19 protein-coding genes are annotated in these 20260 nt (G+C 74.1%); 10 read left to right on the top strand and 9 right to left on the bottom strand.

Going from position 1 to position 20260, the window contains the following annotated elements:
• Nucleotides 1-31 precede the first annotated feature (31 nt).
• Entirely contained in the window at nt 32-250 is a 219-nt protein-coding gene (locus ACF0H8_RS14105; RefSeq protein WP_395289531.1) for a hypothetical protein, read from the top strand.
• On the opposite strand, the gene ACF0H8_RS14100 is transcribed toward ACF0H8_RS14105, so the two are convergent.
• Nucleotides 237-1754: an ATP-dependent DNA ligase gene (locus ACF0H8_RS14100; RefSeq protein ID WP_395289530.1), complete on the bottom strand. Its 1518-nt coding sequence runs from the start codon at nt 1752-1754 to the stop codon at nt 237-239. The genes ACF0H8_RS14105 and ACF0H8_RS14100 overlap by 14 nt on opposite strands.
• A gap of 161 nt (nt 1755-1915) precedes the next feature.
• Between ACF0H8_RS14100 and ACF0H8_RS14095 the strand changes: the two genes are divergently transcribed.
• A complete protein-coding gene (locus ACF0H8_RS14095) occupies nt 1916-2773 on the top strand; it encodes a DNA-3-methyladenine glycosylase family protein (protein ID WP_395289529.1) in 858 nt (285 codons plus the stop codon).
• 57 nt (nt 2774-2830) lie between these two features.
• On the opposite strand, the gene ACF0H8_RS14090 is transcribed toward ACF0H8_RS14095, so the two are convergent.
• Nucleotides 2831-3853 (bottom strand): SAM-dependent methyltransferase, encoded by a 1023-nt coding sequence (locus ACF0H8_RS14090; RefSeq protein WP_395289528.1) that lies wholly within the window; start codon nt 3851-3853, stop codon nt 2831-2833.
• Between the two features lie 224 nt (nt 3854-4077).
• Here ACF0H8_RS14090 and ACF0H8_RS14085 point away from each other — a divergent pair, with 224 nt between their 5' ends.
• The 7 genes from ACF0H8_RS14085 (at nt 4078) to ACF0H8_RS14055 (ending at nt 10400) form a co-directional block, all read left to right on the top strand.
• Nucleotides 4078-4992: a diacylglycerol/lipid kinase family protein gene (locus ACF0H8_RS14085; protein ID WP_395289527.1), complete on the top strand. Its 915-nt coding sequence runs from the start codon at nt 4078-4080 to the stop codon at nt 4990-4992.
• Nucleotides 4993-5048: 56 nt separating this feature from the next.
• A complete protein-coding gene (locus ACF0H8_RS14080) occupies nt 5049-6065 on the top strand; it encodes a PHP domain-containing protein (RefSeq protein WP_395289526.1) in 1017 nt (338 codons plus the stop codon).
• A 293-nt stretch (nt 6066-6358) separates the two neighbouring features.
• Nucleotides 6359-7120 carry a DeoR/GlpR family DNA-binding transcription regulator gene (locus ACF0H8_RS14075; protein ID WP_395289525.1) on the top strand — a complete coding sequence of 254 codons (762 nt, stop codon included), beginning with the start codon at nt 6359-6361 and terminating at the stop codon, nt 7118-7120.
• 240 nt (nt 7121-7360) lie between these two features.
• On the top strand, nt 7361-8569 hold the full coding sequence (locus tag ACF0H8_RS14070; protein WP_395289524.1) for a PTS transporter subunit EIIC: 1209 nt from the start codon (nt 7361-7363) through the stop codon (nt 8567-8569).
• A 19-nt stretch (nt 8570-8588) separates the two neighbouring features.
• Nucleotides 8589-8897, top strand: coding sequence for a PTS lactose transporter subunit IIB (locus ACF0H8_RS14065; RefSeq protein WP_395289523.1), 309 nt, complete (start codon nt 8589-8591; stop codon nt 8895-8897).
• Between the two features lies 1 nt (nt 8898).
• Entirely contained in the window at nt 8899-9363 is a 465-nt protein-coding gene (locus ACF0H8_RS14060; RefSeq protein WP_395289522.1) for a PTS sugar transporter subunit IIA, read from the top strand.
• Nucleotides 9360-10400, top strand: a complete 1041-nt coding sequence (locus tag ACF0H8_RS14055) for a zinc-dependent dehydrogenase (protein WP_395289521.1) — start codon at nt 9360-9362, stop codon at nt 10398-10400. Before ACF0H8_RS14060 ends, ACF0H8_RS14055 begins: the two co-directional genes overlap by 4 nt.
• Nucleotides 10401-10569: 169 nt before the next feature.
• On the opposite strand, the gene ACF0H8_RS14050 is transcribed toward ACF0H8_RS14055, so the two are convergent.
• Nucleotides 10570-11577 carry an adenosine deaminase gene (locus ACF0H8_RS14050; protein ID WP_395289520.1) on the bottom strand — a complete coding sequence of 336 codons (1008 nt, stop codon included), beginning with the start codon at nt 11575-11577 and terminating at the stop codon, nt 10570-10572.
• A gap of 114 nt (nt 11578-11691) precedes the next feature.
• Here ACF0H8_RS14050 and hrpB point away from each other — a divergent pair, with 114 nt between their 5' ends.
• On the top strand, nt 11692-14181 hold the full coding sequence (hrpB, locus tag ACF0H8_RS14045; RefSeq protein WP_395289519.1) for an ATP-dependent helicase HrpB: 2490 nt from the start codon (nt 11692-11694) through the stop codon (nt 14179-14181).
• An 11-nt stretch (nt 14182-14192) separates the two neighbouring features.
• Here hrpB and ACF0H8_RS14040 read toward each other — a convergent pair whose 3' ends face one another.
• From ACF0H8_RS14040 to ACF0H8_RS14015, 6 genes are read right to left on the bottom strand one after another with little or no spacing between them, the layout of a single operon-like run.
• Nucleotides 14193-15296 carry a zinc-binding dehydrogenase gene (locus tag ACF0H8_RS14040; protein ID WP_395289518.1) on the bottom strand — a complete coding sequence of 368 codons (1104 nt, stop codon included), beginning with the start codon at nt 15294-15296 and terminating at the stop codon, nt 14193-14195.
• A gap of 18 nt (nt 15297-15314) precedes the next feature.
• Nucleotides 15315-16565 (bottom strand): Tm-1-like ATP-binding domain-containing protein, encoded by a 1251-nt coding sequence (locus ACF0H8_RS14035; RefSeq protein ID WP_395289517.1) that lies wholly within the window; start codon nt 16563-16565, stop codon nt 15315-15317.
• Entirely contained in the window at nt 16565-17248 is a 684-nt protein-coding gene (locus tag ACF0H8_RS14030) for a class II aldolase/adducin family protein (RefSeq protein ID WP_395289516.1), read from the bottom strand. The genes ACF0H8_RS14035 and ACF0H8_RS14030 overlap by 1 nt, the downstream gene beginning before the upstream one ends.
• Before the next feature lie 27 nt (nt 17249-17275).
• Nucleotides 17276-18172 carry a creatininase family protein gene (locus ACF0H8_RS14025; RefSeq protein WP_395289515.1) on the bottom strand — a complete coding sequence of 299 codons (897 nt, stop codon included), beginning with the start codon at nt 18170-18172 and terminating at the stop codon, nt 17276-17278.
• Between the two features lie 32 nt (nt 18173-18204).
• The gene (locus ACF0H8_RS14020) at nt 18205-19332 is read right to left on the bottom strand and encodes a LacI family DNA-binding transcriptional regulator (RefSeq protein ID WP_395289514.1); all 1128 of its coding nucleotides are present in this window, start codon (nt 19330-19332) and stop codon (nt 18205-18207) included.
• A complete protein-coding gene (locus ACF0H8_RS14015) occupies nt 19329-20258 on the bottom strand; it encodes a glucose-6-phosphate dehydrogenase assembly protein OpcA (RefSeq protein WP_395289513.1) in 930 nt (309 codons plus the stop codon). The genes ACF0H8_RS14020 and ACF0H8_RS14015 overlap by 4 nt, the downstream gene beginning before the upstream one ends.
• Nucleotides 20259-20260: the final 2 nt, after the last annotated feature.

The following is a 20260-nucleotide window of genomic DNA, read 5'->3' as shown; positions in this document are numbered from 1 at the left end:
GGCAAGCTGTTCCAGGGTCGAGCGTGACGGGTTGGCCACCGAGACGGAGCTCACCGATCCCGACGACCTCAACGGGGACCCGGGCGACGACGGGGACTCCCCCGTCACGTTCGGTGACGGTCTGCTGCTCCTGGCCCGCACGCTCTACGTGGTCCCGAACGAGGGCCGCGTGACCGTGTTCGAGCTGGACGACGCCGGCACGGAGGGCGAGCTCGTCGACATCCGGCACCCGCCGGTCAGCCCTGCGTGAGCGCCCGGACCGTGTCGACGGTGTCGGCCTCGGCCGCCGTCTTGTCGTCGCGGTAGCGCAGCACCCGCGCGAAGCGCAGCGCCATCCCGCCCGGGTACCGCGGCGAGCGCTGGATGCCGTCGAAGGCCACCTCGACCACCTGCTCGGGCCGCAGGGTCACCACGTGCCCGTGCCGCCCGGTCTCGAGCTCGAGGAACCGCTGCGTCTGCCACGCGAGCATCTCGTCGGTCATCCCCTTGAACGTCTTGCCGAGCATGACGAAGTCGTCGCCGTCCCGGGCGCCGAGGTGGATGTTGGACAGCCACCCCTGCCGCCGGCCGCTGCCCCACTCGACGGCGAGGACGACCAGGTCCAGGGTGTGGCGCGGCTTGACCTTCACCCACGCGGAGCCGCGGCGGCCGGCGTCGTAGGGTGCCTGGAGGTTCTTGAGTACCAGGCCCTCGTGGCCGCGCGCGAGCATCTCCGCGAAGAACTCCTGGACCTCGTCCGCCGCGGCGGTCAGCCGCCGCGGCACGACGGACCGCTCCGGCACCACCTCGGCGAGGGCGGCGAAGCGGTCGGTGGCGGGGGAGTCGATGAGGTCGCGGCCGTCCAGGTGCAGCAGGTCGAAGAAGTACACGGTGAGCGGCACCTCGGCGCGCAGCGCCGCCCCGTCGCGGCTCAGCGTCCGTGATCCGGTCTCCTGGAACGGGCGCGGGCGCCCGTCCGGGCCCAGCGCGATGGCCTCCCCGTCGAGGACCACGGCGTCGACGGCGAGCTCGCGGGCGGCCTCGACCACCTCGGGGACCCGGTCGGTGATGTCGTCCAGGGAGCGCGTGAACACGGCGACGTCGTCGCCGGCCCGGTGGACCTGCACCCGGATGCCGTCGATCTTGCCGTCCGCGGCCACCGCGGGGCCGGTCTTCTCCAGCGCCGCGGCGACGTCCGGCGCCGCGGCGGCGAGCATCGGGCGCACCGGCCGCCCGACCTCCAGCCGGAACGCGGTGAGGGCCTCCACGCCCCCGGTGAGCGCCGCCTGCGCGATGGGCCCGGACAGCGCGCTGAACATCGCCGCCCGGCGCACCGCGTCCAGGGGCACGCCCGCGGCCTCGGCGATCGCGTCGAGCAGCAGGGCGTCCAGGGCCCCCTGCCGCAGCTCGCCCAGGACCAGGCCGCCGAGGAACTGCTGCTCGGGAGCCGTGGCGGCGCCGAACAGCGCCGCCACGGCCGCGGCCCGCGCCGCCTGCGAGCCGGAGCCCGCCAGGGCGCCCAGCTCATCCAGCGCCTCGTCGACCGCCGCGGGGGTGAGCGTCGGGGTCGTGGCGGGCGGCGGCAGCTCGGCGAGCGAGCGCCACCCGATGCCGGTGCGGCGCTGCCGGGGCCGGCCGGAGAGGTAGGAGGCGACGACCTCGACCTCGGCCGGGTCGGCGGCCCGCAGGGCGGCGGCGAGCAGGGCGCGCTTCTGCAGGCGGGAGCGCGTGGCCGTCACCGCGGCGGAGGTCTCGACGAGCTGGGCGAGCAGCACGTGGCGATTGTGGCAGCCGCCGTCGGCGTCGGCGCGGGCTTCCGTCGGCGGGGGCTCGCCGGGCCGTCGGCGTCGGCGGGGCCTCGTACGCTGGGCGGGTGCCGGGATTGGAGCGCGCGTGGCGGCCGGGGTGGCCCTGTCCGGTCGATCAGGTGCTCGGCGTGCTCCGCCACGGGCGCGGCGACCCCACCTTCCGCCGGGAGCCCGACGGTGCCGTCTGGCGGGGCATCCGCACGCCGGAGGGCACCGCGAGCCTGCGCCTCGTCAGCCGCCCGCGCGACGGCGAGGTCCTCCTCGCCGCCTGGGGCGCCGGGGCGCAGTGGGCGGTCGGGGCGGTGCCCGGCATGCTCGGCGCCGACGACGACCCCGCCGGCTTCCCCGCCCAGCGGGACCCGGTGGTGGCCCGCCTGCACGCGCTGCACCCGCACTGGCGGGTGCCCGCCACCGGGCTGGTCATGGAGTCCCTCGTCCCGGCCGTCATCGAGCAGAAGGTGACGGGGCAGGAGGCCTTCGCCGGCTTCCGGCACCTGGTCCACCGCTTCGGCGAGCGGGCGCCCGGCCCCGGGGCCGACCTGCGGCTCTGGGTCCAGCCCGCACCGGCGGACCTGGCGCGCATCCCGTCGGGGGAGTGGCTGCGCCTGCCCGTCTCGCCGGCGCGCTCGGGCACGGTGGCGCGCGCGGCGCGGCTCGCGCCCGCGCTGGAACGGACCCTGTCCCTCCCGCACCCCGAGGCCGACCGCCGCCTGCGGTCCGTCCCCGGCATCGGCGTGTGGACGAGCGCGGAGGTGCGTGCCCGCGCGCACGGGGACCCGGACGCGGTCAGCTTCGGGGACTACCACGTCGTCAAGGACATCGGCTGGGCGCTGAGCGGCGAGCTGCTCGACGACGACGCCGTCGCCGAGCTGCTCGAGCCGTTCCGCGGCCACCGCTACCGGGTGCAGCGGCTGGTGGAGCTGGCCGGCGTGCGCCGGCCGCGGCGCGGCCCGCGGATGGCGGCGCGTACGCACCTGCCCGCCTGAGGGCGCCCGTGCAGTCAGGCGAGGGCTCCGCCGGCGCCGACCGGATGCGGTGCATGCTCAGGCGGGGCGGCGCGCGGCCACCAGGTGGAGGGGGGCGCCGGGGACGACCCGCCGGCTGGTGACGACCTCGAGGCCGAGGCCCCGGAGCACGCCCTCGACCTCGGCGGGCGTGGGCAGCTGCATGCGGCCCGCCTGGGCCTGCAGCAGCAGCGCGAAGTGCCGGCTGAACGCCGATGGCTCGGCCATCGTCGAGATGATCACGATGCGCCCGCCGGGCGCGAGCTCCGCGGCCAGGCTCCCCAGGAATTCGGCCCGGTCCGCCGGGGGCACGTAGTAGAGGACGTTGGCGAGCAGGACGAGGTCCACGGGCCCTCGCAGCGCCTCTGGCGCGGCCAGGAGCCTGCGGACGTCACCGCGGAAGACGGTCGCCCGCCTCGCGAGGCCCGGCGCGGCGAGCCGCTCCTCGGCGCGGGTGGCGGCGCCGTCGTCCAGCTCGGCGCCGATCCCGGTCGCGCCGGGCGCGACGGCGAGCATGTGGGCGAGCAGGCTGCCCTCCCCGCAGCCGACGTCCAGCACGCGGCGCGGCGCGACGGCGCGCACCTGGGCGGCGAGGGCATCCCTGACCAGCGGTTCCATCGCCCGGGACAGGCGGGCGATCACGTCGCCGCGCTCCTCGACGTCGCGGCGCCCCGGCCCGCCGGCCAGCTGGGCCGGCAGGTCGCGGTACAGGTCGGTGTGGAAGCCGCCGAAGGCCTCGTACCCGGCCCGGACGACGTCGTCGCCGAGGACGGCCCGGCCCCGGCGGGTGAGCACGTGGCCGGACGGCGTGGTGACGACGAGGCCGTTCACGGCCAGGGCACGGAGGAAGGACTCCAGCAGCGGCAGGTCGGTCGCCCCGAGTGCGGCGGCGAGCTCCTCGGTGGTCCGCCGGGTGCGCAGCGCCTCGAGGACCCCGGTGCTCAGCCCCGCGTGCACGGTGGCGACGCGCAGGGCGGCCTGGCCGTCCCGGATCACGCGCAGCCGCTCGCGGACGTCGCCGGCGCCGGCCACCTGGGCCACGGCGCGCAGGGAGATGGCCATGGTTGCGCTCCTTCGGCCGGCCGCGGCGGACGGGCGGCGGCCCGGTGGTCGGGCCGGGACGCCGGCGGTGTGCCCCATCGTGGACCGGGCCCCGCGGCGGCGTCCAGGCGCGCGGGTGCGTCGTCGGGGCGGAGGCTGGGGGCGGCGCGGGAGGGGAGGCGGCGCGATGTGCGTCCTGGTCAGCAGCGCGCGCCGATCCGGACGGGTGCCGCCACACTGGGACCATGACACGCGCCATGCTGGTCCTGGCCAACGCGGCTGCGGGCTCGGCCGAGGACGAGGCCGTCACCGCCGCGGTGGCCGAGCTGCGCACCGGCGCGGACGTCGAGGTGGTCGTGCCAGAGGGGCCGCTCGACCTGCGCGCCGCGCTGGCGCGGTCGGGTGGCAAGGAGGTCGCCGTCCTCGGTGGCGACGGGTCGGTCCACGCCTGCCTGCAGGCCCTGGCCGAGCTGGACCTGCTCGGCTCGGTCGGCCCGGTGGCCGTCGTCCCGCTGGGCACCGGCAACGACCTCGCCCGCGCGCTGCGGATCCCGCTCGACCCCGTCGCCGCCGCGCGCATGGCCCTGGACGGACCTGCGCGTCCCCTCGACCTGCTGCGCGGTGACAACAGGACCGTGGTGGTCAACGTCGTCCACGCCGGTGTGGGGGCCGAGGCGACGGCGCGCGCCGAGGACGTGAAGGGCCTGCTGGGCACGGCCGGGTACGCGCTCGGCGCCGTCCGCGCCGGGGTGGCGGCGACGGGCTGGAGGCTGCGCGTGACCGTGGACGGGAGGGTGCTCCACGACGGCGCGCAGCGCGTCCTGATGGTGACGGTGGGTCTCGGCTCCTCCATCGGTGGCGGCACCCGGGTCACACCGGAGGCCTCGCCGTCGGACGGCCTGGCGGACGTGGTGCTCTCCACGGCGACCGGTCCGCTCGCGCGCGCCGGGTACGCGCTCGCCCTGCGACGCGAACGGCACCTGGGCCGCCGCGACGTGACCGCCGTGCGGGGCCGGGAGGTGACCGTCGAGGCGCTCGACGAGCGCAACGCCTTTCGCATCAACGCCGACGGCGAGGTCAGCGGGCCCCACACGAGCCGCTCCTGGCGGGTGCTCCCGCACGCCTGGACGTGCCGGGTGCCGGCAGGCGCGGACGGCTGACCGCGCGCGCCCGGTTGACCGGGCGGCGGCCCTGCGGCGCCGTTAGCCTCGGCCCCGTGGACCCGGTCTCGGCGCTCAACCGCGTGGCGTACCTCCTCGAGCGCGGCCTGGCCGAGCCGCACCGCTTCCGGGCGTTTCGCCGCGCGGCCCGCCGGCTCGCCGAGCTGCCCGACGGGGAGCTGGAGCAGCGCATCGCCGCCGGGACGCTGACCAAGCTGCCCGACGTCGGGCCCAAGACGGCCGCCGTCGCGGTGCAGGCCGCGGCCGGGCAGCTCCCGGACTACCTCGCGCAGCTCGAGGCCGAGGCGCGGTTCCCGCTCGTGGAGGGCGGCGAGGAGGTCCGGGCGTGGCTGCGCGGCGACCTGCACGCGCACTCGGAGTGGTCCGACGGCACCACCCCGATCGAGGACATGGTGCGCGCCGCGATCGACGCCGGGCACGACTACCTCGGGCTCACCGACCACTCGCCGCGGCTCACCGTCGCCCGGGGCCTCAGCACCGACCGTCTGCGCGAACAGCTCGACGTCGTCGCACGCCTGAACTCCGAGCTCGCGCCGTTCCGGATCCTCACGGGCATCGAGGTCGACATCCTCGAGGACGGCACCCTGGACCAGGACGACGACCTCCTCGCCGAGCTGGACGTCGTCGTGGCCTCGGTCCACTCCAAGCTGCGGATGGAGCCCGCGGAGATGACCGGGCGGATGGCCCGCGCCGTCGCGAACCCGCGGGTCGACGTCCTCGGGCACTGCACCGGCCGGCTCATCACCGGCGGGCGCGGCACGCGGGAGGAGTCCCGGTTCGACGCCGAGATGGTGTTCGAGGCGTGCCGCCGCTTCGACGTGGCGGTGGAGATCAACTCCCGGCCCGAGCGCCGCGACCCGCCGACCCGGCTCCTCGAGCTTGCCGACGACATGGGCTGCCGCTTCTCCATCGACACCGACGCCCACGCTCCCGGCCAGCTGGACTTCCTGGACCACGGCTGCGCCCGGGCGCAGTCGCGGGGGCTCGCGAAGGAACGCATCGTCAACACGATGCCGGCGGACGACCTGCTGGCCTGGACGCGCCGGGCGTAGGCGCGCGCCCCCCTGCGCCGAGACGTCAACTTCTCCTCGAGAAGTCACTGCCCGACGAGGGGCGGCTGCTCCCGGCGGAGCGCGCGTGACGGGACCCCTCGCGCACAACTGACGTTTCGGGGAGCAGTTGACGTCTCGGGGAGAAGTTGACGTCTCGCGCCCCAGGGTTTGGCCTGGCGCGGGTGGAACGTGGCTCGCCAGACCGGGGCGACAGTTGTCGTCGAACCTCTTGACACTCCAACACAACCGGACTTGAATCAACGCAACGCAACACCCGGACGAAGAGGTCCCTCATGTACGCACCGGAGCGACACCAGCAGATCCTTCAGGCGGCCCGCACGCATGGCCGGGTTGACGTGAGCGGGCTCGCCAAGACCTTCGCCGTCACCCCCGAGACCGTGCGGCGCGACCTCACCGCGCTCGAGCGGCGCGGCGTGCTCCGCCGGGTGCACGGCGGCGCCATCCCGGTGGAGCGGCTGAGCATGGAGCCCGACGTCGCCAACCGCGAGGGCCGTGCCACCGCCGAGAAGCGCCGCATCGCGCTGGCCGCCCTGGACGAGCTGCCCGAGGGCGGGTCCGTCATCATCGACGCCGGCACCACCACCGCCCGGCTGGCCGAGGTGCTTCCCACCGACCGTGAGCTGACGGTCGTCACGCACTCCATCCCGCTCGCGGCCATGCTGGCCACCCGGCGCAACGTCCACCTGCACCTGCTCGGCGGGTACGTCCGGCCGCGCACCCTCGCGGCGGTGGGCGACTGGACCACCCGGCAGCTGCAGGACGTCTTCGCCGACGTGGCGTTCATGGGCACCAACGGCATCAGCGTCGAGCGGGGGCTGACGACGCCGGACCGGGCCGAGGCCACCGTCAAGCGGGCCCTCATCGGCTCCGCCCGGCGCACCGTGGTGCTCGCCGACCACACCAAGTTCGGCCGCGAGGACTTCGCCGTCTTCGCGTCGCTGGCGGTGGTGGACACGATCATCACCGACGACGCGCTCGACCCCGACCTCGCCGCGGAGGTCGAGCGCGCCGGACCGAGGATGGTGCTGGCGTGAACGGCCGGCCGCCCCTCGGCAGACCCGAGCGTCCCCGCCCGCGCCCCCGCGGGCGTGCTCGATCCCCGGGCGCCCTCCGCGGCGTCCCCGCCTGGAGTGCCGCCGCGGCACCCCTTCCCGGCGCCGCCCGCCCGGGCGCCGCCCACCTGCCGGAGACGCCGGTGCCGCTCCGCGCCGCGGAGGATCCGCCGTCGACGGCCGTGCGTGCCCATCCCGTACTCACGAAGGAGTAGGCCCGAGATGTCTGCCTACGCACCCGCAGCAACCGGAACCGGCGTCCGCGCCCGCATCCAGCGGGGCGGCGCGTTCCTGGCCGGCATGATCATGCCGAACATCGGCGCCTTCATCGCCTGGGGCCTCATCACCGCCCTGTTCATCCCGGACGGCTGGGTCAACCAGATCGCCCGGCTCACGGGCTCGATCGGCGAGGGGGAGACCGTCGGCTTCGCCGACGCCTCCTCCGCGGTCGTCGGCCCGATCATCATCTTCCTGCTGCCGGTCCTGATCGGGTACACCGGCGGGCGCATCGTGCACGGCCAGCGCGGCGCCGTCGTCGGGGCCGTGGCCACCATGGGCGTGATCCTCTCGCCCATCGCGTACGGCAACGTGGAGACCTGGGACGCCCTCAGTCCGCAGTTCCTGGGCGCCCTGATCATCGGCCCCGTCACGGCGTTCGTCCTCAAGCAGGTCGACCGCCTCACCGAGGACCGCCTCAAGGCCGGCTTCGAGATGCTCGTGGAGAACTTCACCGCCGGCATCGTTGGCGCCGCCATGGCTCTCGTGGGCCTGTGGCTGCTCGGCCCGGCGGTGGTCTGGCTGACCGATGTGTTCGCCTCCGCCGTCGGCTGGCTCGTCACCGCCGGGCTGCTGCCGCTGGTGTCGATCATCATCGAGCCGGCCAAGGTGCTGTTCCTCAACAACGCCATCAACCACGGCGTGCTGACCCCGCTCGGCGCCGACCAGGCGGCCGAGACCGGCAAGTCCATCCTGTTCATGCTCGAGTCCAACCCCGGCCCGGGCCTGGGCGTCCTCACCGCCATGCTGCTCTTCGGCCCGCGGGCCGTCCGCCCCACCGTGCCGGCCGCCATGGTCGTGCACTTCCTCGGCGGCATCCACGAGATCTACTTCCCCTACGTGCTGATGAAGCCGATCCTCGTCCTCGCGGCGATCTGCGGCGGGGCCTCGGGCATCCTCGTCTTCACCATCTTCGACGTGGGTCTGCGTGCCCCGGCATCCCCGGGCAGCATCTTCGCCTACATCCTCGTCTCGCCGCCGGGCGACCTGGTGTGGATCCTCCTGGGCATCCTCGTCGCGGCGGTCGTCTCCTTCGTCGTCGGCGCCGTGCTCCTCGGCTTCGGCCGGAAGGAGGCCACCGAGATGGAGCTCGAGGAGGCGCAGGCGAAGACCAAGAGCAACAAGCGCTTCTCCCGCCGCACCGCCACCGCCTGACTGACCGAAGGAGCTCCCCGTGACCACCATCGACGGCTCGAGCGTCAAGAAGCTCATCATCGCCTGCGACGCCGGCATGGGGTCGAGCGTCATGCTCGCCTCCACGCTGAAGAAGCAGCTCAAGAAGCAGGGCGTCCTGGTCGAGCACTCGCCCGTCGCCCAGATCCCCACCGACGCGGACGTCGTCGTCACCCAGGCCGGGCTCGCGGAGCGCGCCCAGCACACGGTGCCGAACATCCCGGTCGTGCCCTTCCAGATGTTCCTGGGCGACCCGGTCATCGCCAAGGTCGTCAAGGCCATCCAGAACGGCGAGACGGTCGAGGTCTGAGATGACCGAGCAGACCGCGCCGCTGACCGCGCTCCTCGCCGAGGACGCCATCCGCCTCGAGGAGAACGCCGCCGACCGCGACGACGCGATCCGCCGGGCCGGCCGGGCCCTGGTGGAGATCGGCGCGGTGGAGGAGTCCTACGTCGACGCCATGCTCGAGCGCGAGCAGTCCGTCTCCACCTACATGGGGGAGGGCGTCGCCATCCCGCACGGCACCCTCGCCGCCAAGGACGTCGTGAAGAACGACGCCCTGTGCGTGCTGCGCTTCCCCGACGGGGTGGACTGGGGCGGGCAGCAGGTGACCGTCGCCGTCGGCATCGCGGCGAAGGGCAAGGGGCACGTCAAGCTCCTGCAGCGCCTCGCCACCATCCTGGTCGACCCCGACCGGGTCGCGGCCCTGCGCGGCGCCACCACGGCCGAGCAGGTCTACCGGCTGTTCTCCGACGACGAGGAGGAGGAAGAGTGAGAGTCGCCAAGTTCTACGCCCCCGGGGACATCCGGCTGGAGGACGCGCCGGAGCCGCAGGCGGCCGACGGCGAGGTCAAGATCCGCGTCAGGGCCTGCTCCATGTGCGGCACCGACGTGAAGATCTACAAGAACGGCCACCCCAACATGACCCCGCCGCAGGTCACCGGTCACGAGATCGCCGGGGAGGTGGTCGACGTGGGCGCGGGTGCCGACGGCTGGAAGGCCGGCGACCGGGTGCAGGTGATCGCCGCGATCCCGGACGGCACCTGCGGGGAGTGCCGGGCCGGCTACCCGGCGGTCTGCCGCAACCAGCTGTCCATGGGGTACCAGTTCCCGGGCGGGTTCGCCGAGTACATGATCGTGCCCAACGAGGTGGTCAGGGTCGACGGGCTCAACCGCATCCCGGAGGGGCTGTCGTTCGCGGAGGCGTCCGTGACCGAGCCGCTCGCCTGCGTCCTCAACGGGCAGGAGCTCGCCCGCGTGGGCGAGGGCGACGCCGTCGTGGTCGTGGGCTCGGGGCCGATCGGGTGCCTGCACGTGCGGCTGGCCCGCTCGCGCGGCGCGTCCAAGGTCATCCTCATGGACCTCAACGCCGAGCGGCTGAACGAGGCCGCCGAGCTCGTCCACCCCGACGTCGCCATCGCCTCCGGGGACGTCGACCCGGTCCAGGCGGTGCTGGACGCCACGGACGGGCGCGGCGCCGACGTCGTCATCACCGCGGCGGCGTCCGGCAGAGCGCAGGAGCAGGGGCTGAAGATGCTGGCGCGACGGGGCCGGCTGAGCCTCTTCGGTGGGCTGCCGAAGGACAACCCCAACATCACGGTCGACGCCAACGCGGTGCACTACCGGGAGCTGACGATCGTCGGGGTGAACGGGTCCAGCCCGGCGCACAACCGCCAGGCGCTGGAGCTCATCGCCTCGGGCGCGGTGCCCGTGGCCGACCTCATCACCCACCGGCTGCCCCTCGACGGCGTGCCCGAGGCCCTCGGCATCGTGGCGCGGGGGGAGGCCATCAAGGTCACCATCGAGCCCTGACGCCCGTGCGGGTGGGGGAGCGGGAGGCCGGGCGGCGCCGAGCCGCCCGGCCTCCGCAGCTCGTCATGGGACTCAGCCCGCTCATCGGCGGCGGCTTCGACCCGGTCGGGACCCGCGTGCGCGCCTTCCCGGTGCCCGCCTCCTGGGAGTACTACGAGACGTTCGGCCGCTAGGAGCCGGCCGCCTCGCGCCACGCTTCGATCTGCGCCTGGAGCTCCGCCTTGCGTGACTCGGGCGCGAAGGAGGCCCGCACCGAGTTCGCGGCCAGGTCCGCCAGCGCGCCGGCGTCGAAGCCGAACGTCTCCCGCAGGGCGGTGAAGTTGTCGCCCACGTACCCGCCGAAGTACGCCGGGTCGTCGGAGTTGACCGTCACCAGCAGGCCGGCGTCGAGCATGCGCGGCAGCGGGTGGCGCCCCATCGACGCGACGCCGCCCAGGCGCACGTTGGACAGCGGGCACACGGTCAGCGGCACCTGCTCCGCGCGGAGCCGGGCGACCAGCTCGGGGTCCTCGAGCACGCGGACGCCGTGGTCGACCCGTTCCACCCCGAGCAGGTCCAGCGCCTCGCGCACGTAGGCGGGCGGGCCCTCCTCGCCGGCGTGCGCGACGAGGTGCAGGCCGAGGCTCCGTGCCCTGGCGAAGACCTCGGCGAAGGGTGCCGCCGGGTGGCCCACCTCGGCGGAGTCGAGGCCGACGCCGAGCAGCTCGGCCGCCCGCGGCGCCAGCCGCTCCAGCGTGTCCATCGCGTCCGTGGCCGGCAGGTCGCGCAGGAAGCACGGGATGAGGCCGCCGGTCATCCCGTACCGGTCGCCCGCCCGCCGCAGCGCGGCGAGGAGGCCGTCCAGGACGTCCTCGAGGGCGACGCCGCCCCGCAGGTGCACCTGCGGGTCCACGAACATCTCCACGTGCCGCACGCCCTGCGCGTGGGCGCGGTCGAGGTAGGCGGTGGCGAGGTCCTCGAAGTCCTGCCGCGTGCGCAGCACGGACATGCACGCGTAGTACAGGTCCAGGAAGGACTGCAGGTCGGTGAAGGCGTAGCGGCTCCGCAGGTCCTCGACGCCGGCGAACGGCAGCTGCACGCCGTTGCGCTCGGCCAGCGCGAAGGCCATCTCCGGCTCGAGCGTGCCCTCGACGTGCAGGTGCAGCTCCGCCTTGGGCAGGTCGAGCAGGGAATTCATGGCGCCACGTTAGTGCGCAGAAGGCGCCGGCGCGGGGGAGAGGGGCGCCCGGCGAGGAGTCGCCCGGCGCGGGGCCGGGCGCGGGAAGCGCCGCGGGTGGGGCAGACTCGACCCGTGGCGAACGACCCGATCTCCAGGCTCCTCGCCCACCCGCCCGAGCTGCCGGTGCGCGGCGCCCTGCCCGAGCTCGCCGGCGCCGTCCGCGCCCGTGGCGTCGCGGTCGTCCAGGCGCCGCCGGGCACCGGCAAGACGACGCTCGTGCCGCCCGCCCTCGCCGCCGGGGCGGAGGGCACCGTGGTCGTCACCCAGCCGCGGCGCCTCGCCGCCCGGGCCGCGGCGCGGCGGCTCGCGCAGCTCCTCGGCGAGCCGGTGGGGGAGACGGCCGGGTACGCGGTGCGCGGGGAGCGGCGCGCCGGCCCCGCCACGCGGATCGAGATGGTTACCACCGGGGTGCTGCTGCGCCGGCTGCAGCGCGACCCCGAGCTCCCCGGCGTGGGCGCCGTCGTCCTCGACGAGGTCCACGAGCGCCACCTGGACGCCGACCTCGCCCTGGCCCTGCTGGTGGACGTCCGGACCAACCTGCGCGAGGACCTCCCGGTGGTGGCGATGTCCGCCACGGTCGAGGCCGAGCGCACCGCCGCCCTGCTCTCCGCGGGTCGGCCGGCTCCGGTCGTCGACGTCGCCGGGGTGCTGCACCCCGTCGAGGAGGTGTGGTGCCCGCCGCCGGGGCGCGTCGCCCGCACCGACGAACGCGGCGTGACCCCCGGCTTCCTCGACCACGTGGCCGCGACCGTGCGCCGGGCGTTGCACGAGCGGGACGGCGACGTCCTGGTCTTCCTGCCCGGCGCGGCGGAGGTGAACCAGGTCGCGCGCCGGCTCGGCGCGGAGGATGTCGACGTCCGCCCGCTGCACGGGCGCCTGTCGCACCGCGAGCAGGACCTGGCGCTGACGCCCGGGCCGCGACGGCGGGTGGTGGTCTCCACCGCGGTCGCCGAGTCCTCCCTGACCGTCCCGGGCGTGCGGGTCGTGGTGGACGCCGGGTTCTCCCGCGAGCCGCGCACCGACCACCGGCGGGGCCTCGCCGGCCTGGTCACCGTCTCCGTGAGTCGCGCCGCCGCCGACCAGCGCGCCGGGCGGGCCGGCCGCGAGGGGCCCGGCGCCGTCTACCGGTGCTGGACCCAGGCCGACCACGCGCGCCTGCGGGACCACCCGCTGCCCGAGATCGCGACGGCCGACCTGACCGCCTTCGCCCTCGAGCTCGCCTGCTGGGGCAGCCCGGACGGCGGCGACCTCGCGCTGCTCGACGCGCCGCCCGCCGCCGCGATGGCCGCCGCCCGCGACACCCTGCGCGCCCTCGGGGCCGTCGACGGCGGCGGCGCGGTCACGCCGCGCGGACGGACCATGGCCGGCATCGGCACCGACCCCCGGCTCGCCCGCGCCCTGCTGGACGCGGCGGACCTGGTGGGGCCCCGCCGCGCCGCGGACGTCGTCGCGATGCTGTCCGAGGACGTGCGGCCCGCCGGCGGCGACCTGGTGGCGGCACTGCGTGACCTGCGCCGGGGCGGTCCGGGCGCCGCCGCGTGGCAGGCGCAGGCGCGGCGGCTGCGCCACGCGCTGGCCGGCGCGCGAGGGTCGGAGGAGCTGAGCGACGACCTCGCCGTCGGGGCGGTGGTGGCGCTGGCCAACCCGCACCGCATCGCGAGGCGCCGGCCGGGCGGGAGCGCCTACCTGATGGCCTCGGGCACCGGGGCCGCCCTGCCCGCCGGGTCCGCGCTGGCGGGGCTGGAGTGGCTCGCGGTGGCCGACGCGGACCGCGGCGCCGGGCGGCGCGACGCGACCGTCCGCGCCGGCGCCCCGCTCGACGCCGACCTCGCCGCCTGGGCGGCGCCGGCGCTGCTCGGCGAGCGGTCGGAGGTCACCTGGGCCGGCGGCACCGTGGTCGCGCGCCGGACGACCTTCCTCGGCGCGATCGAGCTGTCGGCCGCGCCGATCCCCGACCCGCCGCCGGAGCTGGTGGTCGCCGCCGTCCGCGAGGGCCTGGCCCGCGACGGCCTCGAGGTCCTGCGGTGGTCCGACGGCGCGCGGGGGCTGCGCCGCCGGCTGGCGTTCCTCCACCGCGCGCTGGGCGAGCCGTGGCCCGACGTCTCCGACGAGGCGCTCCTCGCCCGCCTGGACGCCTGGCTCGGCCCCGACCTCGCCCGGGTGCGCTCGGCCGCGGTGAGCCGCATCGACGTGCTCACGTCGCTGCGCCGCCTGCTGCCCTGGCCGGAGGCCGGCCGCCTCGACCAGCTCGCTCCCGAGCGCGTCGAGGTGCCCGGCGGCGCCCGGGTGCGCGTGGACTACGGCGGCGAGCAGCCCGTGCTGGCCGTGCGCATCCAGGAGGTCTTCGGCTGGCGGCAGGTTCCCGCCCTCGCCGACGGGCGTGTGCCCCTCCTGGTGCACCTGCTCTCCCCGGCCCGCCGGCCCGCCGCGGTGACGGCGGACCTGGAGTCGTTCTGGCGTACCGGCTACCCCCAGGTCCGCGCCGAGCTGCGCGGTCGGTACCCCAGGCATGCCTGGCCGGAGGACCCGCTGACCGCCGAGCCCGCGCGGGGGCGCGGCTGACGACGCGGTGCTCAGAACCGGATGACGGCCTTGAGCGGGTCCCCCTCGCGCTCCCGGACGACCCGCAGCGCCTCGGCGATGTCCTCCAGCGGGAACTCGTGGGTGACGAGCTCCTCGCCACGGAGCCGTCCCATCTCCGCGAGCGCGACGGCCCGCTTGACGTTGTTCCCGCCCTCGCCACGGGTGGTGTACATGGTCACGTCGTTGCGGACGACCGCGCTGAGGTCGAACGTGACCGGCTCCGGGTAGAACGCGACGAACAGGATCTTCCCGCCCCGCCTGACCACCTCGACGCACTGCTGCGGCGTCGCGGTGGACCCGGAGGTCTCGATGACCAGGTCGGCGCCGCCGCCGGTGAGCCCCCGGACGGTCTCGACCGGGTCGGCCTCGCGCGAGTTGACGACGTGGTCCGCTCCCAGCCGGCGCCCCATCTCCAGACGGCTGGGGCGCGTGCCGACCAGGACGACCCGTCGGGCGCCGAGCTGCTTGCACGCCTGCACCGTCATCAGGCCAACCGGGCCGGGGCCGAAGACGACGACGTCGTCCCCGGCGATGTACCCGCCGGTGGCGTCGAGCCCGTAGAGGCCCGTGCCCGCCGTCGTGATGAGCACCGCGTCCTTGAAGGAGACGTTCTCCGGCATCCGGTACAGCGACGCGACGTTGTGGAGCGCGTACTCGGCGAACCCGCCGTCGGTCGTCATCCCGCTCGCCCGGTGGCCCTTCCTGCGGTTGCCGTAGTTCAGGCACGCGGTGTACAGCCCGACGATGCAGTTGTCGCACCGGCCGCAGCCGTGGTGCGCCTCGATGCACACCCGGTCGCCGGGGGAGAGCTCGTCGACGGTCTCCCCGCAGGCCACCACGGTGCCCGTCCACTCGTGCCCGGGGGTGTACTCCCCGTACGGGGGCGTCTGGGGGAAGTGGCCGTCGTAGATCTTCAGGTCGGTCCCGCACATCCCGCACATCGCGACCTTGACGAGGACCTCGTCGGGGCCGGGCATCGGGACGTCCTTCTCGACCACGCGCATGTCCCGCGGTCCGAACAGCACGGCGGCGCGCATGCGTGCCGGGATCTCGCCGGCGCTCTGGGCTGCCTGGTTGGTGGACGTCGTTGTCATGGTTACCTCGGTTGAGTGCTAGGCGGAGTGAAGTGTTTCCGGTGAGCGGGCCATCATGTCCAGCAGCGTGTGCGCCGCGGTGACCGCGAACTCCTCGTCGTTGATGGCGAGGTCGTAGCAGCGCAGGGGGATGTCGTCGCGGAGTCTGGCCCTGAGCGTGCGGACGAGGGCGTCGTTCGCCTGTGGGTCGTGCAGCACTCCTCCGGGGCTCCCGACGTGCGACCAGCCCAGCAGCGGTATCAGCACCGCCACGGGGCCCGTGGCGGCGTTGAGGCGCTCGGCAATGAGTGCTCCCACAGCCTCGAGCTCCGCCGCCGTGGTCCGGACGTTGGTGTTGTACGGGTTGTGGACGTGGGTCGGCCGACCGCGATACCTCGGGGGGATGGTCGCCACCCCGCCGAAGCAGAGGTATTCCAGGCCGCCGGGCACGACGACCTGCGGTACTCCCGCTCGCCCCGCCGCGGTGAGCCGGCCCGGGCGCACGGGGGCATAGATGTCGTCCGGGTGCAGCTCACCCAGCACCTCGTGGACCGTGAGGTCGAGCACCGCGTTGATCCGCCGGTCCTCGACGAGCCGCTCCATCGCCGACCCACACGCCCCTGAGGCGTGGAACGGCACGGTGTGCAGACCGTTCGCCCGGATCTCCTCGATGGCACGGACGACGGCCTTCTCGGTGTTGCCGAAGGCCGTCACCGCGACGACGTCACCCGGGGCCATGGCCCGCTCGCGCCGGCTTGCTCGGCCCATGGCGACGATGCCTGCCGCGCACCTGTCCAGGATGGACGTGGTGATGACGTTCGGCCCGCCGAGGAGGTCGGCCACCGAGAACTGCATCGCGATGTCGCTGTCCATCACGTAGCTGCGGACGTTTCCCGACGCCACCGTGGAGACGATGAGCTTGGCCGGGCCGAACGGGAGCTCCCGCATCGCGATCGAGGCGATGGCGGTGCCCTGGTTGCCCCCGACCGCGATGACGCCGTCGAGCATGCCGGCGTCGTACCACCGGCGCAGGTAGGTGGCCGCCCCTTGCCCCATCGACGCCATGGCCTCGTCCCGGGGGCCCCCGCGCAGCCGGCCGACGTCGCGCCCGACGACCGCAGCCACCTCGGCAGCGGTGATGGACGCGAAGTCGTAGCTCTCACCGCCCAGCCCGATGTCGACGACGAGGGCCTTGCCACCCTCCCGCGTGATGCGTTCGGTGAGGAATCTCGCCTCCTCGCTCTTGGTGTCCATCGTGGCCAGGACGGCGATCGTCGGCCCGGTCGTCATCAGGCGTCCTCCGCGAACGGTGCGAGGTCCTCCGCCAGGCGGATGTGCCTCTCGGGCGAGATGGCGTCGATCTGCGCCGCCAGGATCGCCACCTTGGCGTTGTCCTCCAGGTACTCGGTCCTGAAGTAGGCGGTGCGCAGGTCGGGGCCGACGGAGATCGTCCCGTGCTCGCGCATGAGGGCCACCCGGAGGTCGCCGTCCGAGAACATGGCCGTGATGACCTCAGCGAGCTCGGGCGACCCGGCCGGGAGGAGGTCGACCATCTCGATCCGCCTCACGTGGCCTCTGGCGGCCGAGTGAACGATCTTCGGGACCTGGTTGGCGACGGCGAAGGCCACCGAGTACGGCGGGTGGAGGTGGACCACCGCACCGACGTCCGGCCGGACCCGGTAGATGGCGGTGTGCCACCGCCACTCCTTGGAGGGCGCCTTCCCCGGCTCGAGGACGTCTCCGTCCATGGTCAGCACGACGGTGTCCGCCGTGTCCATGTCCCCCTGGCAACACCCCGTGGTCTTGATGAGCACCAGGTCCGTGCCGGGGATCCGGAGGCTGTTGTTCCCGCTCACTCCGGCCACGAGACCGCGCTCGTAGCCCCGTCTGGAGATCGAGACCAGCTCCTCGCGGAGCAGTCGCAGCGCGTACGGGTCCACGGCCTTCAGCACGGCAGCAGCATCGTTGCTCATGGGACGCCTCCGCTCCTGGCTTATGGGTCAGGCACGCTCGGGGTAGTCGCTGTACGTCACCGAGACCTCGAACTGCCGCACCTCCTCGACGTACCCGCCGAGGTGCTCGGCCATCCGGTCGAACATGGCAAGCCCCTTCTCCGGAGTTGCCCGGAAGGGGTTGCCGATGGTGGCGGTGTCGGAGTACTCGTGGTGCTCCATGGGCACCCAGATGTTCTCGGAGTTCTTGTACTTCACGGTGCCTGTGCCGTCGATCTTGGAGAACGAGGCACCCATGTAGGCAGGCGCGTGGGCGCGGTCCTCGACGGCCCGCTCCATGTCGACCAGGCCGTCGCCGGTCGCCATGAGGCAGGAGGTCTCCAGCTCGCTGGAGTGCCACCCGGGCGTCTCCTCGGGCGGGTTCTCGAAGAGGTCCTGGACGACGTTCGCCTCGCGCTCGGTGGGCGTCTTGTAGAAGGAGATGTACGCCCCGGTCTTGTACCGCAGCTGGCGCATCACCTCGTCGATCGGCTTGGTGTTGGAGCCGTGGTGGCTGACGAAGATGATCTTCTTGACGCCGTGGAAGATGAGGCTGCGGGCCACGTCGTGCAGGACGCGGCGATAGGTCTCGGCCTGCAGGGTGATGGTCCCCGCCCCCTCCTCGTTGCGCCCCATGTGGTGCGGCGAGTAGCCGAACGGCTCCAGCGGCGTGAAAAGGACGTCCACGTTCTGCGCGGCTCGTTCGACGACCTCCATCGTGACGTAGCTGTCGGTTCCCAGCGGGATGTGTGCGCCGTGCTTCTCGGTGCTGCCCATCGGGACCAGGACGACGTCCTGGTTCGGCTCGGCCAGCCGCTCCTGCACCTCCGCGAACGACATGCCGAGCATGTTGTGCTTCCGCGCACGGGTGGCGTCGTTCTTCACGTAGTCCTTGGCGCTGCTCATGGCCTTCTCCTCGGGGGTGTGTCGTCGTTGACTCAGATCACTTGATGCGTGGCGGGTTGGTTGCTGCCGCCGCAGCTGTCCCGGATCACGAGGTGTGTCTTGACCCGGACGTGTTTCGGGCGTGCGTCGGGGGCTCCGTCCCGGAGCAGGAGCCGCATGGCTTCGTAGCCCATCTTCCGGGCGGAGACCGACACGCTGGTGAGCGCGGGCCTGACGTAGGCCGACATCGGGATGTCGTCGAAGCCGACGACGGCGACGTCGGCCGGGATGCGCAGCCCCATGTCCGCCAGGGCGGCCATCGCCCCGATCGCCATACGGTCGTTCGCCGCGAAGACGGCGGTCGGCTTCTCCTCCCGCCTCATCAGCGCGCTGGCGGCGTCGTACCCACCCTTCTCGGTGTAGCCGCCGGACTCGGCGAGCGCTGGTCCGGCGGCCAGCCCGTGTGCGGTCATCGCGCGGTGCCAGCCGCGCTGGCGCGCTGTCGTGGCTGATGAGTCCTTGTTCCCGGCGATGAAGGCGATGGTGCGGTGCCCGAGCGAGATGAGATGCTCCGTCATCTCCACCGCCGCCCGGGTGTTCTCCGCCCGGACGGTGGAGAACCTGCTCGACGGGCGCCCGATGTAGACGGCCGACGCGCCGTAGGAGGCGACGTCCCGGTGCTCGAGGCTCACCTCGTTCCCCCCTCCGATGATCGCCAGCCCGGCGACACGCTTCTTGAGCAGGGCGTCGATGTAGGACCGTGCCTTGCCAGGGTCGCGGTCGGTGCTGCAGAGCAGAACCTGATAGCCGTGCTCGTTGGCGACGTCCTCGATTCCTCTGGTGACCTCGGGGTAGTAGGGGTTCGACATGTCCGGCGCGATCACGCCGATGAGCCGGCTGTTCTTCTGGTGCAGCCCGCCGGCGAGCGCGTTGGGGCGGTAGTTCAGCTCCTCGATGGCGGCCAGGACCCTCGCCCTGGTCTGGGCGCCGACCGGGTATCCCCCGTCCGTCGTGACCCGGGAGACGGTAGCCACCGACACCCCTGCCGCAGCGGCCACGTCACGGATCGTTGCTGGCACCGCGGTAACCCTTCTCTGTAAAGGTTTTCTATGACCGACAACGTAGGCCCGGGGCGTCGGACGTGTCAAGGCTGAGGTCGCTCGGAATCGGGCGAGGTTCATGGCTCGGCATCCCTGACCGCCGCCAAGCCACTGGTCAGGGCGTCGCCGTAGGTGGTGTCCGGGTCCAGGAAGCGGAGCTCCTCCATCAGGCACTGCTCGAGGGACCGGACCGGGAGGCTCACGAACTGGTCCGCGGCGCCGGTGCGGGACAGCCTGGCCACCTGGGTGTTCGGCTCGCGGCGCAGGACGATCGTGCTGCTCGGACGCTCCAGCCACACCTCCGTGATCAGCCCGGACGGAACGGCGCGGATCGTCACCGGGCACGTCAGCCGGTCGGCCAGCCAGCCGGCGAGCAGGCTCACCGACGGCCGTCGTCGTTCTCCGGCCACCGTGGCGGCGACCACGGGCTCGAAGGGTGGCTCGTCCAACGCCGCCGCGAGCCGCCCTCGCCATGGCGTGCTGCGCGCCCAGGACAGGTCCGTGTCGCCCGGGGAGTAGCCGAGGCGGAGCCGGCGGATGGTGGCCGGAGGGTCTGCGGTGGCCAGCGCATCGGTGATGCGCCGCCGGGCGAGTGTACCGACCGGGTCCTGTGCCGGCACTGCGGGAGGCTCCCCGGGCCACCAGGCCACGGTCGGAGCGTCCGGGAGCAGGAGCGGATTGACCAGCGTTCCGACGTCGCGGCCAGCCGCGCCCGTCGGGCGGAGCAGGACGACCTCGCTGGCCCCGGCGTCGGACCCCACCCGGACCTCGGCGGACATGCCCGGCTCGGCCGTCGCCGCCCCGGGGACGACGGCGATGACGCGGCACGGGTGCTGCCGTGCCGCCGCGTTCGCCGCGGTGATGGCCGTCTCGGCGGTGGCGTCGTCCTGCGTCTGGATGATGAGGGTGAGCACGCGGCCCAGTGCCGCCACGCCTTCCTCCGCTCGCAACGCCACCAGCTTCGCGGCGACCGCGCCGGAGGTGGTGGGGTGCAGGTGGACGATCACAG

The sequence above is a fragment of the Georgenia sp. AZ-5 genome (assembly GCF_043952095.1).
In the GTDB taxonomy this organism is placed as follows: Bacteria; Actinomycetota; Actinomycetes; order Actinomycetales; family Actinomycetaceae; genus Georgenia.
The sequence above is the reverse complement of the archived record's forward strand: the minus strand, read 5'-3'. Positions and strand labels throughout refer to the sequence as shown.

Excerpts from the sequence above, each read along its gene's own strand:
- ACF0H8_RS14090 (WP_395289528.1), bottom strand. The coding sequence starts at position 3,853 with ATGGCCATCTCCCTGCGCGCCGTGGCCCAGGTGGCCGGCGCCGGCGAC.
- ACF0H8_RS14085 (WP_395289527.1), top strand. The coding sequence starts at position 4,078 with ATGACACGCGCCATGCTGGTCCTGGCCAACGCGGCTGCGGGCTCGGCC.
- ACF0H8_RS14075 (WP_395289525.1), top strand. The coding sequence starts at position 6,359 with ATGTACGCACCGGAGCGACACCAGCAGATCCTTCAGGCGGCCCGCACG.
- ACF0H8_RS14070 (WP_395289524.1), top strand. The coding sequence starts at position 7,361 with ATGTCTGCCTACGCACCCGCAGCAACCGGAACCGGCGTCCGCGCCCGC.
- ACF0H8_RS14060 (WP_395289522.1), top strand. The coding sequence starts at position 8,899 with ATGACCGAGCAGACCGCGCCGCTGACCGCGCTCCTCGCCGAGGACGCC.
- ACF0H8_RS14050 (WP_395289520.1), bottom strand. The coding sequence starts at position 11,577 with ATGAATTCCCTGCTCGACCTGCCCAAGGCGGAGCTGCACCTGCACGTC.
- ACF0H8_RS14040 (WP_395289518.1), bottom strand. The coding sequence starts at position 15,296 with ATGACAACGACGTCCACCAACCAGGCAGCCCAGAGCGCCGGCGAGATC.
- ACF0H8_RS14035 (WP_395289517.1), bottom strand. The coding sequence starts at position 16,565 with ATGACGACCGGGCCGACGATCGCCGTCCTGGCCACGATGGACACCAAG.
- ACF0H8_RS14030 (WP_395289516.1), bottom strand. The coding sequence starts at position 17,248 with ATGAGCAACGATGCTGCTGCCGTGCTGAAGGCCGTGGACCCGTACGCG.
- ACF0H8_RS14025 (WP_395289515.1), bottom strand. The coding sequence starts at position 18,172 with ATGAGCAGCGCCAAGGACTACGTGAAGAACGACGCCACCCGTGCGCGG.
- ACF0H8_RS14020 (WP_395289514.1), bottom strand. The coding sequence starts at position 19,332 with ATGAACCTCGCCCGATTCCGAGCGACCTCAGCCTTGACACGTCCGACG.